The organism is Virgibacillus proomii (assembly GCF_018916875.1).
Classification (GTDB): domain Bacteria; phylum Bacillota; class Bacilli; order Bacillales; family Amphibacillaceae; genus Virgibacillus; species Virgibacillus proomii_B.
The window spans coordinates 256,665-270,825 of sequence record NZ_JAHLNO010000004.1 but is presented as its reverse complement, the minus strand read 5'-3'; the positions used below and the strand labels follow the sequence as shown (position 1 = coordinate 270,825).

Here is a 14,161-nt window from a genome sequence, read left to right as displayed (position 1 = left end):
GTGAAATCCTCTCATTATATGGTTGTTATCTTATCCATTAAAGGAAAGGATACTTGTTTATCATTCATTGACGTGATTATCTGATTTTTTTTTGTTTGTTTTTCCATTTCTTCCTGTACTTCTCTTTCAATGCCAAAGATATCAATAAACAGCTTTAAGGCTTCTCCTGAACGATCCTTTGCTGCCAATTCCTTTGCTTGGTTGATCGGCTCTTTAAGCAATTGATTGATAATGCTTTTCGTATGCTTATTGATCACTTTTTTCTCACGTTCCGTTAAATCTGGCATTTTTCTGCCAATACTTTTTACCGTCTCTGCTTGAATTGATAACGCCTTTTGCCTTAATGCAGAAATAATTGGTACTACTCCTAGCGTTTTCACCCACTCTTTAAAAGTGACAATTTCATCTTCTAGCATTAATTCCACTTGTTGTGCAGCTTTTTTTCTTGCTTCTAAATTTTCATCAACAATATGCTGTAAATCATCGATATCATATAAGAAAACATTGTCTAATTTACTAATCGATGGATCTATATCTCTTGGAACAGCAATATCTACAAGAAATAATGGACTTCCTTTTCGGTGTTTCTGTACCGATTCCATCATTATTTTTGTTAAGACAACGGAGGATGAGCCTGTTGAGGTAAGTAAAATATCTACCTTCTGTAATATATTTGGTAAATTTTCAATTGGTTCTACATCAGCTGTGAATTTCATTGCTAAAGATTCTGCTCTTTCTTTCGTGCGATTAATTACGGTAATCTGTCTTACACCTGAACCTTGAAAGTTTTTTACTGCGAGTTCACCCATTTTCCCCGCACCTAATATAGCAACTTTCTTGTCCGTTAAGTTGCCAAATATTTTTTTTGCTAATTCAACTGCAGCATAACTGACAGATACCGCATGTTCGCCTATTGCTGTATTCTTCTGTACACGCTTTCCAAAAGTGATTGCTTGCTTAAACAATTCATTGAAAATTGTTCCAGTTGTTTCCATTTTTTGAGCGGTTAAAAATGCCTGTCTAACTTGTCCTAAAATTTGTGTCTCTCCCAGTACCATGGATTCGAGTCCAGTAACAACACGAAATAAATGTTCCATAGCTTCATCATTTTCAGAAATCTGTAAAAAAGAGGTAAATGTAGCCATTTCTTCATGAAACCAATCACCGAGGAATTGTTTAATATAGTAGCGCCCTGTGTGCAACTGATCGACGACTGCATAAATTTCCGTACGATTACATGTGGAGACAATAACATTTTCCAAAATGCTTTTTCTCTCATTTAATGCTCTCATTGCTTGGTCGACATCTTCTTCTAAAAATGCAAGTTTTTCCCTTATTTCAACAGGGGCTGTCTTATAATTGAATCCAACCTTTAAAATATGCATTGTACCTACCCCCAAATAATCCTGCTCTCATTCCCCTATTATCACTATTATAAATATAAATTTTTACTTAATAATAAGTATAAAGTAAATCGCTTGTTATTTTTCATTATAACATGTATATTTCGTTACAAATTAATAAAATGTGAACATAATTTGAAACAATATGATAGCATTAAACGTATAAGTCGTTACCATCTAACACGACTGTACTTTAACATAATAGCAGTAAAGAAGCAAGAATTCGATTTGTATGACATGAGGTGAAAGAATGAAAAAGCAGCATACCTTGACAGCCTATTTATTAATTGGAATTGGCGTGTTTTTTTTACTTCGTCAATTAAACATCCCCATTATTAATAATTTCTATTCTTGGCAGACAATCATCATTTTAATTGGACTTGTTCTAGTCATACATAGTTATGCAACAAAAAACTATCAGAATTTATTCAATGGTACAATTGTTTTAGGGCTAGGCATTCATTTTTATGGACTGGCATACTATCCATTTTGGATTGATCATTGGGGAATGTATCTCCTTATTGTCGGCATTGCGTTTGTGATTCGCTTTTTTCAAACGAAAAAAGGTCTCGTGCCTGGATTAATATTGATTGCCATTAGTGTTATCATGATCTTTTCTGTAAGGCTTCCTAGCTGGTTTAATTGGATTTATATCATCATTGATTACATGGAAAAGTTCTGGCCGATTTTATTAATCATTGCCGGTATCTATTTATTAAAAAAACGGAAATAAGAAATATATTTTAGATTAGAAAAACTTGGCTTGTCGCCAAGTCTTTATGGCTGAAAGCTATAGTTTTTCTTATACTATAAACCCTAAAATTTTATACTTTCCTATAGTAGAACAAAAGCCAGAAGACCTTGGTCAGCTCTGATAAGGGAAGAAACTCTAACAAGGAGACTGTTTGCAGAAGGAGTGAAGTACACCTTGAGGGGCTAAGCATTGGAACTGGGTGTGGATAAAGTGAAACTTCATTCCGTGGAACACGGAATGTTAGTTGAACCAATCGGGCATTTAGGTGCCGTTTTCTACCTCTTAGACCTTTTTGTACCAACTCAGGATCTTGAAGTGGGAGGCTTACGGCACCTTACATGCGGGATAAAGTGAAACTTCATTCCGTGGAACGCTTTTTACACGGAATGTTAGTTGAACCAATCGGGCATTTAGGTGCCGTTTTCTACCTCTTAGACCTTTTTGTACCAACTCAGGATCTTAATATGGGAGTCTTACGGCACCTTACATGCGGGATAAATTTAATACAAAAATAATTTCCTAGATTAGAAAAACTTGGCTTGTCGCCAAGTCTTTAGCGAAAGCTGTAGTTTTTCTTATACTATAAACCCTAAAATTTTATACTTTACTATAGTGTAATAATAAACGAGGCAATCGTCTTTTCGTAGGCGATTGTCTCGTTTTGCTATACTTATATTTCTTAACTATACTTTAATTAGAGCCCTAAATAATGACGAATACTAGACCATGCCTCATCTTTATTCTCCCCAGTTTCAGCGGAAAATGGTATGAGCATGTCCCCCGTTTCTATTTGAAAAGTGACTTCTGTTCGCTTTACATGATAGGCGCGTTTATTTTTTGGTATCTTATCTAATTTTGTACCAATGATAATTACTGGAAGCTCATAATACTTCAAAAAATCATACATCTGTAAATCATCGTCCGTTGGTTCATGGCGAATATCCGTTATCAGCAGAACCGCTTTTAAAGAGGATCGTTTTGTAAAATAGTCCTCCATCATCTTCCTCCATTTTTGCCGTTCTTTTTTAGACACCTTCGCATAACCGTAACCCGGTACATCGACAAAGTAAAACGCATCGTTAATTTTGTAAAAGTTCAATGTTTGTGTTTTTCCAGGCTTTGAGGAAGTCCTGGCTAAGTTTTTTCGGTTAATTAATGTATTAATAAAAGAAGATTTGCCAACGTTCGAGCGACCAGCTAAAGCAATTTCTGGAAGCTGATCATTTGGATACTGCTGTTCACTCACAGCACTTATAACAATTTCAGCTTTGGTTACCTTCATTTTTACCTCCTGCCAATGCATGTTCTAATACCTGATCCAAGTGACGAACAGGAATAAAGGTTAAGTCCTTTCGTACACTCTCTGGGATGGATTCTATATCTTTTTCGTTTAGCTCCGGAATAATGATCTTTGTAATTCCAGCTCGATGTGCACTTAACGCTTTTTCCTTTAATCCGCCTATTGGCAAAACACGCCCTCTCAGTGTAATTTCTCCAGTCATCGCAACTTCCTTCTTAATGGCACGACCTGTTAATGAAGAAACTAATGCAGTGGCCATTGTTATTCCAGCGGAAGGACCATCTTTTGGCGTAGCACCTTCAGGGACATGAATATGAATATCATATTTTTCATGGAATAGTGGGTCAATTTTTAATTCATTTGCACGTGAACGAATATAGCTAAATGCTGCTTGAGCAGATTCTTGCATCACGTCTCCGAGCTTTCCGGTAAGAGTTAATTTTCCTTTTCCTGGATAATGGGAAGCTTCGATTGTTAATGTGTCTCCGCCTACAGCTGTATAGGCTAACCCAGTTGCAGCTCCAACCTGATCTTCCTGCTCCATCAGTCCATAACGATATAACGGCTTTCCTAAAAGTTCCTCAAGGCTTTTTTCCGTAATAACTACTCGTTTTTGTGTTCCTGAAATAATTATCTTTGCTGCTTTACGACACAAAGTTGCTAACTTTCTTTCTAAATTACGAACTCCAGCTTCCCGTGTATACATTCGGATCAATTTTTTCAGTGCCTGATCACGAATTTGCAGTTGGCCTTTTCTCAATCCATTCTCATTTAATTGTTTTGGCAATAGATGCCGTTTACCAATGTGCAGCTTCTCCACTTCAGTATATCCAGAAATAGAGATAACTTCCATGCGATCTTGTAAAGGTCGAGGTATATTATTTATATAGTTAGCAGTTGCTATAAATAACACATTTGATAGGTCATATGTTTCTTCGATAAAATGGTCACTAAACTGATTATTTTGCTCCGGATCAAGCACTTCTAAAAGTGCAGAGGCAGGATCTCCCCTAAAATCATGTGCCATCTTATCAATTTCATCCAATAAGAATACAGGGTTAATCGTTCTTACCTTTTTCATTCCTTGAATGATTCGTCCCGGCATCGCTCCAATGTATGTCCGCCTGTGCCCACGAATTTCTGCTTCATCACGCACACCACCTAACGACATACGAATAAATTTTCGATTAATCGCATTTGCAATTGATTTGGCCAACGATGTCTTCCCCACACCTGGCGGTCCAACTAGACAAAGAATTGGTCCTTTAATCGAATTGGTTAATTTTTGGACAGCTAAATACTCTAAAACGCGCTCTTTCACTTTATCAAGCCCGTAATGGTCCTTATTCAAAATTTCCTCTGCACGTTTTATTTCAATGGTATCATTCGTTTTTTCTGTCCACGGCAATACAAGTAACCATTCAATATAATTACGAATAACAGAGCTTTCCGCTGAGCTTTGTGGTACTTTTTCATACCGATCTAATTCCTTAAGCGCTACAGCTCGAATACGATCCGGCATCGTAGACTGGTCGATCTTTTCCTTTAATTCGCCAACCTCTCCGGTTTTTCCGTCACTTTCTCCTAATTCCTTTTGAATTGCCTTCAACTGTTCACGTAGATAATATTCCTTTTGTGTTTTCTCCATTGACGTCTTTACACGCTGACCTATTTTCTTCTCTAAATCTAACACTTTTTGTTCATTGGAAATATATCGAATCAACTTTTGCAGACGTTTCTTAATATTTTGTATTTCTAGTAATGTTTGCTTGTCTGTTATTTTTAATGATAAATGAGAAGTGATAATATCCGCTACTCTGCCAGGCTCGTCTATATCTGCTACCGTTTCGAAAGTCTCATTCGTAATTTTTTGTGAAACCTGGCTATAATGTTTGAATTGATTTAATAAAGATCGCTTCAGTGCTTCTTGCTCATGATGATCCGCTTCAATATCCGGTAGTTTATCAACGTCAACGATAAATTCCTGATCCTGTTCCACATAACGAACAACTTCTCCACGATAGATGCCCTCTACTAGTACCCTCATCGTGCCATTTGGCAGCTTGATCATTTGCTTAATCACAGATACGGTACCAACTCGATAAATATCCTTTGGTTCCGGCTCTTTCAAACGCACTTTCTTTTGCGCAGCTAAAAATATGTAATGGTCATTCATCATTGCTTTTTCTAATGCAGCAATTGATTTTTCTCGTCCTACATCAAGATGCAATACCATTGATGGAAATACGATTAATCCACGTAAAGGAAGGAGGGGAAGCTGCCTGTTATCATTTGTCATGGTATGTACCTCCAAAAAATATGTAATGTGTATTATTATACGTTCTTAAATTTTATATAAAAGTACTACATTTGTAAACGTAAAAATTTTTTCTCCCAATTAAAAAAGCATAATTGCGATTTTAGGAAAAATCAATGGAAAACTAACTTTTGTACTTATTATATCCAAAAAACAGAAGTAGCTATGCAATGAACTGTGAAACTTCGCTACGTAGGGCTTTTTCTACAGATAAGAAGTGGAACAAAGGCTATCATCTCGGGCGTCCCTGAAAAATATGATGTATTCCTGCGCCTTCCCTTGTCCTTGAAAAAGAAAAGCGCTTTTTCTTCGTGCGATGTATTCCTGCCGAAACCTTCCCTTGTCCTGTCATCCGAACAAATCGGGGATTTAGGTACTGTTATCTCCCACTTAGAATAGCTCTTGAAGAGAAGTCTTGCTGCACCTCAGATGCGTGATAAAAAGAGACTGACTTGTTACAAATGGTGTGTAATAAAGTCAGTCTCCCATGTATCCATATTTAGGCGTTCAATAATTATGCACTTTCTTTTGGGTGCTTCTCAATACCCTCGGTTACTGTTCCATCACGATAGACAAGTGTTGGTGTACCATTGTTTTCCACCGTTTTTTTCGTAATAATACATTTTTCTATATCTTCTCTAGAAGGCAGTTCAAACATAACATCAAGCATGATCCCTTCAATAATTGAACGGAGTCCCCGTGCACCTGTCTTACGTTCAATAGCTTTTGCAGCAATTTCTTTAAGTGCTTCTTCTTCAAACTCTAATTCAACATTATCCATCTGGAACAATTTTTGATATTGCTTTACAAGCGCATTCTTTGGTCTTGTCAAAATTTGTACAAGCGCTTCTTCATCTAATGGAGTCAGACTTCCAATTATTGGAATCCTACCTATAAATTCCGGGATAAGACCGTAGCGCAAAAGGTCTTCAGGTAACACCTTCTCTAATATCTCTCCCATGTCTAGATCTTGTTGTTTTTCATGAGAACCAAAGCCGATTACCTTTTTACCAAGACGGCGTTTAATTACCTGGTCAATACCGTCAAATGCTCCCCCGACAATAAATAAAATATTTGTGGTATCGATTTGAATAAATTCTTGATGTGGATGCTTTCTTCCCCCTTGTGGAGGAACGCTTGCTACTGTACCTTCCAAAATTTTCAATAATGCTTGTTGTACCCCCTCACCTGAAACATCTCTAGTGATCGACGGATTTTCGGATTTACGGGCAACTTTATCAATTTCATCGATGTAAATAATCCCTTTCTCGGCTTTTTCCACATCATAGTCCGCTGCTTGAATAAGTTTAAGCAGAATATTTTCCACATCCTCACCAACGTACCCTGCTTCCGTTAGGGAAGTCGCATCTGCCATCGCAAAAGGCACATTGATAATTCGAGCTAGTGTTTGTGCGAGCAACGTTTTTCCGCTACCTGTAGGTCCAATCATGGCAATGTTACTTTTGGATAGTTCCACATCATCCGTACTGTTCTTGGGTGAGTTAATCCGCTTATAATGATTATAAACAGCTACGGATAAATTTTTCTTTGCTTTTTCTTGACCAATTACATAATCGTCTAAGATAGCACAGATTTCTCGTGGTTTTGGTATCTCTTTTAGCTCTGTTTCTTCTTCTGTTCCAAGTTCTTCTTCTACTATTTCGGTACATAATTCAATACATTCATCGCATATATAAACGCCCGGTCCAGCCACCAGCTTACGGACTTGATCCTGGCCTTTACCACAGAACGAACATTTTAATTGTCCTTTTTCTTCGTTAAACTTAAACATCCATTTTCACCCCTAAAAGTTTAAATCTCTTATCATTCATTTGCTTATCAGGTTTCAACTTATAGTCATCATATCAGATCGAATTTAAAATACAAAATAATAAACCTTTTTTGCATTTATTCTAAGTAAAATGACTAAACAATTTTCTTGTAATCACCACAATCTAATTTGCCAATAAGATCAACCTAGAAAATAAGTATACAACGTCAGGCTTTATTTATCCATTTTTAAGTGTACTCGTAATACTATATGTTAAAAACTTAATTTAAGTCTATGGAAAAATACGGTTGAATTACAAATTAGCGAGAGAACCCAATATATGTAATTGTTAACGAGGCTCGTCTAGCTTTCAACTGGTTAAACTTGCTAACGGTTTTCTAGGTTAAAATTTATCTCCGTGCAAAAATGAACTTACCAATCGCTCATTTTTCAAAATTCGACAAAAACAACATACTTCAATCTCCAGATACGGAAAAACAAGGTGTGTGTCCACACCTTGTTTTCATGGTTACCTAATTATCTATGCTCTATACCTCATTTGAAAACATTAAACAGCTTTACTTTGTTCAACTAAGAAATCAATTGCTTTTCTTTTCTTCAAATCTTTTTTTATGGCGTCAGTATTTGCACCAAGCATTTTACGGATCTGCTCCTTATCTGTGCCGTACATTTCCGCCATTTTATCAAGTTCTTTTTCCACATCTTCATCAGATGCTTCCAGACCCTCTGCTTCCACAATTGCATCTAGAGTAAGGCTTGTTTTAACACGTTTCTCAGCATCTTCTCTCATCTGTTCTTTTAGCTCATCTTTATCTTGACCGGAGAATTGAGAATACATTTCTAATGTCATACCTTGCATTTGCAGACGCTGTTCAAATTCTTGTACCATTTGATCAAGTTCATTTTCTATCATTACTTCAGGAATATCTACTTCAGCATTTTCACTTGCTTTTTCGATTAATGTTTCTTGTTTTTTATTTTCAGCATTTTGTTTTCTTTGCTCTAGCAATTGCTCTTTTGTTTTATTTTTTAGTTCTTCAAGTGTTTCCACTTCATCATCTACATCTTTTGCAAACTCATCATCAAGTTCTGGTAATTCTTTAGATTTAACTTCATGAATTTTGACCTTAAATGTAGCATCTTTACTTGCAAATTCCTTTGCATGGTAATCTTCTGGGAAGGTAACATTTATTTCTAGTTCTTCTCCAGATTTCTTGCCAATTAGTTGGTCTTCAAAACCAGGAATAAACTGCCCAGATCCAATTTCTAAAGAATGGTTCTCTGCTTTTCCACCTTCAAAAGGCTCTCCATCAATAAAGCCCTCGAAATCAATTACAGCCGTGTCGCCTTCTTCAATTTCCCCTTCTTCTTTAATTACTAATTCTGCATGACGTTCACGTTGATGTTCAAGATCATGCATTACATCTTCATCTGTTACTTCTACTTCTTCGTCTTCTACTTCTAATCCTTTATATTCACCAAGCTTTACTTCAGGCTTTACCATTACTTTAGCAGTAAATATTAACGGCTTTCCTTTTTCAATTTGATCGATATCAATTTCCGGCTGATCTATCGGCTCAATGTCAGCTTCTTCTACTGCTTGCATATAGGCAGTAGGTAATGCAAAATCAACTGCATCTTGATAGAGTGCTTCTACCCCAAAACGCTTTTCAAACAATCCGCGTGGTATCTTTCCTTTACGGAATCCAGGGATTTGTACATCCTTAACAACTTTTTTAAATGCTTTGTCTAATGCCTTATTAAATTCTTCGGCACTTACTTCAAATGTAAGTACACCCTCATTTCCTTCTTGTTTTTCCCAATTGACTGACATATAATTCCCTCCAAAATCTATTGTGTCCTTCATTTTTCACACGTTCAATTGCATTAATGATCAAGATTTACAACCATTTTATTATAACATAATTGCTATGCCTTTCAAGCATTTTCGATTCATTCTAGCTTTCTTCAATCACACTGGAATACAGCGTTTCACACTGTTCAATTTCCTCTATGTAATCATTTATATTCCGCTGTTCTTCACCAAGCTTATCATGACTATTTAAATACTTGGTGCCAATGGTTTTTAAAGCTGTAGCAATACTTTCTGCTTCCTTATTGGCTGGCAATATTGGAAACCTAACATAAATATAATGATATAACAACTGCTTTAACAGTTCATACAAGGTAGGATTTTTTTGCTCTAAATCACTAATAAGTAACAATATTTTCCTTGCAAGTGTATGATTATGTATATCACCAATAGCTTGTGGTTGCAGTTGAATATTTTTTCCCCATTTATGTATTTCTACAGTTTCTTTATATTCAATATCCTGAAGCCAAACTATAATAGCTGTTTTAATTACCGGGTGTATATCATCTGCTGCCAAGAGAGCCAGTACATTTCTAGTAGGCTCACTTTTTGTTCTTCTTAATTCTTCTATCAAATGCCACTGCTTTTGATAATCGTTAGCGGCAATCGCTTGTTCCAGATCATCTAAGTATACTGTAGTATGTTCGACAACGACATCAGCTTTCATTTTGTTACTCATTTCGTATAGCTGATCAAATTGTTCCTTTAACAATGCTGGCAATTCTTGTTTTTCAAATTCCTCTTCGACCTGTTCCATCAGCAAATCATATTGGTTTGTTTGAAATAGAACTGTCAAATAAATATGTAAATAATGATAATAATATTTATCTTTTTGCTGCAGTACATCTTCACATATTTCTTGAGCTTCTTTATACCGACCCAATTCAATTAAACAAATAAGCTTGCCACTAATAATCTCATAGCTATTTACCTGATAGCTTAATAATTGATTTAATTTTTCTAGCGCTTCCTCGAACCTTCTTGCTTTAAGTGCTGCTAAGCTTTCTTCCTCTAAAACATTGCGCCATTTCGGAAAAAGAATTACATTTTCCGGTTGCTGCATACTGCTCCTCCTTTCTATGTTTATCATAACAGAATTAACTATAACGTACTAAATATTTTTTCCCTAAGCAAAGAAATTCGAAACCTTACTCCGATAATTTGTTAAACAAATTTGGCTTAAAGTACGTATGCGTATTTAAATGGAGTTAAAAGATATGAGAAATCCAAGACAACATTTCAATGAGTGGAAGGTATACATTTAAAACATAACCATAGATAATTAAGTAAATAACAAAAACGCAATCGCTCCGGATATCTTCCGACGAGATTTAGTTGAAACACCATTCAAAGAATGTTTTTTAAGATCAAAGTCTAAGATCGGTGACGTTTTGAAAAATCATCGCTCTCGAAGCTTTCCTTGTCCTTGAAAAATCGCGATGACTATTCAAGAAGCTTGTCCTCGAAAAACCGCTAAGTATTGCTGTCGTAGCAACTCTGTCCTGTAGCCCTAAACCAATCGGGTATTGAGGAACCATTTCTCTCATAATATCGTCCATCTAATATAAGATGTTTAAAGAAAGAGCAATACCAATCCTTTACGGAGTTTAATTTACCACTGATGTCGTCTTATTTTCAGCTTAAAAATTTTATGATCTTTTGTACAAAGAAATTATTTTTAACCCTTCATTTATTAATACGTTTGCACTTGCTAGATAGATTCAAAAAAATCATAAATAATAAATATATATGGATATTAATATATTTTATCATTTTCAGTATAAACGGAAAACAATTGCTCTTCATTAATAAAATGCTTATAAGTGCGGGTTTAAAAAAGGTAGAGGTCAGCTAAGATCACAGATATCATTGAAAGATCGAGACGTGTCGATGCGATGTTTCCCTACGTGAGGTATCGCTGTCGAAGCTTTTCTAGGTTTTGTGAGCATGAAGATGTGCTTTTAGCATGGGGTGCTAAGAACAAAAAAAGATAATGTGTTATAGACAGGCTTTTTCAACATCCACCTATACATTTAACCTACTGTAATTTTTATACCTTACGTGTAATTAAGCATTTAAATTTTTATTTAGAGGATGGAAAGAAAATGGAAAATAATCATCAAAAGCAACTATATTAATGAAGCTTTTTATGTTAATACTAACTCTGGTGAAATAGAAAGACATCTGCAAACACGTTGGTACAAGGGAAAATTTACTTTAACTTGTTACAAAGTCATTCTAACCCAATTTTCCAGAAATGGTTATCCTGGAAAATTGGGTTCTTTTTCTATTGATTGGATACTATACGTAGCACTTTTTATCCTACTAATTGCCTCTCCTAATTAATATCTTGTGTTTTCATTTTATTTAATTCTTTTCTACTGCGTTCTTGTGTCTCTTTTTTCGCTTTTTGTGTTTGTTCTGTCAAAAAAAGTAATCCGACAATCGTAAGAATCAGCACAGCAACAAAAGGCTCCATTTTCCCATAAACATTACTAGCATCGCTGGATGTACCGGTCCCCAAAATACTTATTACGGCTTAAGGAAAGGAAATATTGCAGTTACCAGCGTAAATAAACACAGGTTCAATTTTATTCATTATATTTCTTCCTTTCTTCTTTATATTTTTCTATAACTGTTTTGCGTCTTCGATTCGAATACGATCATCAATTGATAACTGCTTAATAAAGGCTTTCTGTTCCGTTGTTTCTGTCACTTTGATTTTTCCTATTAACCGCTCCAATCTAATTCTTACCGTTGGGTAGGATACATCATAAATTTTAACAATTTGCTTTAAGGATCCAGAATTTAAAACAAACTGCTTAATAAATTCAAGATCTTCACTTTCTAGAGTTTCTATCCAATCCGGTAACTCTTTTATCATCTGTCCACACCTCTTTTTGCCACACTCGAATCACATCATATTTTATTAAAAATCTATAATTGAACTAAAATTTATCTTTTTAAATAAAAAATAATATACATTCAATCTAACCGAAATATGTTTAAATTTTAGTAAACTATTTAATTGCTAGAACCGATAATAATAAAGTGAGACTTTGAAGAACCCGGAATATTCTTTCAATAACGAAACATAACGGCTCAGTTTTTGACTATGTTTAATCACACCATTTGGATAAGAAAATATTATAAAATCCTTAAACCGTAATTATAGGGGGCTTATTCATGATAGAAACGATGTCAATATCCGATCTTATCAACGGCTACAGAAATAAAGAATTTTCGCCAATCGAGATTACAATGGAACAGCTAAAGAGAATAGATGAGGTCAACAAAACGGTAAATGCATTTATTACCATTTCTCATGAGCAAGCTTTAGCTCAAGCTCGCATTGCTGAAAAAAACTGGCTGAATGGAGTGCAATTAAATGTGCTTCAAGGGGTACCGATATCGTATAAAGATTTAATTTTTACAAAAGGAATAAAAACGACAAGCGGTTCGTACATCTTTAAAGATTTCATCCCAAACGAGGATGCTACCATTGTAAAACAATTCACAAGAGCGAATACAATTAATTTAGGGAAAACAAATTTACATGAATTTGCTTTTGGCATCACTTCAAACAATCCATTTTATGGTGCAGTTAAAAATCCATGGAAACTCGATCACATCCCGGGAGGGTCTAGTGGTGGGTCAGCAGCTGCTGTCGCTGCTGGCTTAGGATTTGCTTCCATTGGTACTGATACAGGAGGTTCGATCCGCATTCCTGCTTCTGCTTGTGGAATAGTCGGGCTCAAGCCCACTAGACAAAAGATAAAAACAAATGGATTGCAGGGAATATCATGGACATTAGACCACGTTGGTCCTATGACACAAAACATCACAGATTTAGCCATTGTTATGTACGGATTAACAGATAGATTTTATCTTGAACATTGTCAAACAGATATTAAAGGGATGCGCATCGGTGTTGCTACTAAATATTTTACCGAATATTTAGAGCCAGAAATCCGCACTTCATATCAAAAATCCCTCCAAAAATTGGAAAAACTCGGTGCGATTCTTATGGAAATAGAGCTGCCATCTGTACAAGAAGCTAGCGGCCAAGTATTTCCGATTGCACTAGTTGAAGGAGCATCTACACACGAAAAAAATCTTCTTGGTAAGTTGAATCAATTCGGCGAAGATGTAAAAACACATCTACAACAAGGTAAAACCATCCCTGCAATAAATTATCTAAAAGCCCTACATTGGCAAAAGATAGCAACCAGTGAAGTTGACGAAGTTCTAATGGAGGTCGATATTATCGCAACACCTACTTTGCCTGCTAGCCCTAAACCAATTCATACAGAAGTAATTGAAATCGACGATTTAGAAGAAGATATCTTTAGTTCTCTGACTAGATTTACTCGCTTATTTAGCTTAACTGGTCATCCCGCATTATCGCTTCCTATGGGGTTAACTAATGATGGATTACCAATTGGACTTCAACTTGTAAGTATATATAACTATGAATCTCTGTTAATTCGTGCAGGATTTGCTTTTGAGCAAGCATATTTAGCAGATTTTTACGACAAGCGATCTGCAGTCGCTAAAAGTCTTTAGTATAGAGTGAACAATATGAAGAATGCGGAACAAATTAATTCTGCTGTACTGCGTAATGTAGTTGAGACTGCACCAATCATAACAGAGTTGTTACAAAACGAGAATATATTTGTTGGTGTTTTGATTTAGAAAAATTCTTATATTATGCACCAGGCA

Annotated in this window: 9 protein-coding genes and 1 pseudogene; 2 read left to right on the top strand and 8 right to left on the bottom strand. The window is 35.6% G+C overall.

Translation table 11 applies throughout. The features are described 5' to 3' along the window. Positions 1–14: 14 nt before the first annotated feature. Positions 15–1,385 (bottom strand): glutamyl-tRNA reductase, encoded by a 1,371-nt coding sequence (gene hemA / locus KQI21_RS02515; RefSeq protein WP_216482437.1) that lies wholly within the window; start codon positions 1,383–1,385, stop codon positions 15–17. Positions 1,386–1,653: 268 nt separating this feature from the next. On the opposite strand from hemA, the gene KQI21_RS02510 reads away from it, so the two are divergent. Then, positions 1,654–2,136: a LiaI-LiaF-like domain-containing protein gene (locus KQI21_RS02510; RefSeq protein ID WP_216482435.1), complete on the top strand. Its 483-nt coding sequence runs from the start codon at positions 1,654–1,656 to the stop codon at positions 2,134–2,136. Between the two features lie 715 nt (positions 2,137–2,851). Here KQI21_RS02510 and yihA read toward each other — a convergent pair. The 7 genes and pseudogenes from yihA to KQI21_RS02475 all read right to left on the bottom strand — a co-directional run bounded on the left by yihA (position 2,852) and on the right by KQI21_RS02475 (position 12,323). After that, positions 2,852–3,439, bottom strand: a complete 588-nt coding sequence (yihA, locus tag KQI21_RS02505) for a ribosome biogenesis GTP-binding protein YihA/YsxC (RefSeq protein ID WP_216482434.1) — start codon at positions 3,437–3,439, stop codon at positions 2,852–2,854. Beyond that, the gene (gene lon, locus KQI21_RS02500) at positions 3,420–5,756 is read right to left on the bottom strand and encodes an endopeptidase La (protein WP_216482433.1); all 2,337 of its coding nucleotides are present in this window, start codon (positions 5,754–5,756) and stop codon (positions 3,420–3,422) included. The genes yihA and lon overlap by 20 nt, the downstream gene beginning before the upstream one ends. A 532-nt stretch (positions 5,757–6,288) precedes the next feature. Then, positions 6,289–7,566 (bottom strand): ATP-dependent protease ATP-binding subunit ClpX, encoded by a 1,278-nt coding sequence (gene clpX, locus KQI21_RS02495; RefSeq protein WP_216482432.1) that lies wholly within the window; start codon positions 7,564–7,566, stop codon positions 6,289–6,291. 547 nt (positions 7,567–8,113) lie between these two features. Beyond that, positions 8,114–9,400 (bottom strand): trigger factor, encoded by a 1,287-nt coding sequence (gene tig / locus KQI21_RS02490; protein WP_216482431.1) that lies wholly within the window; start codon positions 9,398–9,400, stop codon positions 8,114–8,116. A gap of 124 nt (positions 9,401–9,524) precedes the next feature. Then, entirely contained in the window at positions 9,525–10,502 is a 978-nt protein-coding gene (locus tag KQI21_RS02485) for a tetratricopeptide repeat protein (protein ID WP_216482429.1), read from the bottom strand. 1,275 nt (positions 10,503–11,777) lie between these two features. Beyond that, the gene (locus KQI21_RS02480) at positions 11,778–11,918 is read right to left on the bottom strand and encodes a hypothetical protein (RefSeq protein WP_216482428.1); all 141 of its coding nucleotides are present in this window, start codon (positions 11,916–11,918) and stop codon (positions 11,778–11,780) included. Positions 11,919–12,030: 112 nt separating this feature from the next. Next, positions 12,031–12,323, bottom strand: a pseudogene (locus KQI21_RS02475) (DUF2089 family protein). 302 nt (positions 12,324–12,625) lie between these two features. Here KQI21_RS02475 and KQI21_RS02470 point away from each other — a divergent pair. Continuing rightward, on the top strand, positions 12,626–14,005 hold the full coding sequence (locus KQI21_RS02470; protein WP_216482425.1) for an amidase: 1,380 nt from the start codon (positions 12,626–12,628) through the stop codon (positions 14,003–14,005). Positions 14,006–14,161 lie beyond the last annotated feature (156 nt).

Excerpts from the sequence above, each read along its gene's own strand:
- hemA (WP_216482437.1), bottom strand. The coding sequence starts at position 1,385 with ATGCATATTTTAAAGGTTGGATTCAATTATAAGACAGCCCCTGTTGAA.
- KQI21_RS02510 (WP_216482435.1), top strand. The coding sequence starts at position 1,654 with ATGAAAAAGCAGCATACCTTGACAGCCTATTTATTAATTGGAATTGGC.
- yihA (WP_216482434.1), bottom strand. The coding sequence starts at position 3,439 with ATGAAGGTAACCAAAGCTGAAATTGTTATAAGTGCTGTGAGTGAACAG.
- lon (WP_216482433.1), bottom strand. The coding sequence starts at position 5,756 with ATGACAAATGATAACAGGCAGCTTCCCCTCCTTCCTTTACGTGGATTA.
- clpX (WP_216482432.1), bottom strand. The coding sequence starts at position 7,566 with ATGTTTAAGTTTAACGAAGAAAAAGGACAATTAAAATGTTCGTTCTGT.
- tig (WP_216482431.1), bottom strand. The coding sequence starts at position 9,400 with ATGTCAGTCAATTGGGAAAAACAAGAAGGAAATGAGGGTGTACTTACA.
- KQI21_RS02485 (WP_216482429.1), bottom strand. The coding sequence starts at position 10,502 with ATGCAGCAACCGGAAAATGTAATTCTTTTTCCGAAATGGCGCAATGTT.
- KQI21_RS02480 (WP_216482428.1), bottom strand. The coding sequence starts at position 11,918 with ATGGAGCCTTTTGTTGCTGTGCTGATTCTTACGATTGTCGGATTACTT.
- KQI21_RS02470 (WP_216482425.1), top strand. The coding sequence starts at position 12,626 with ATGATAGAAACGATGTCAATATCCGATCTTATCAACGGCTACAGAAAT.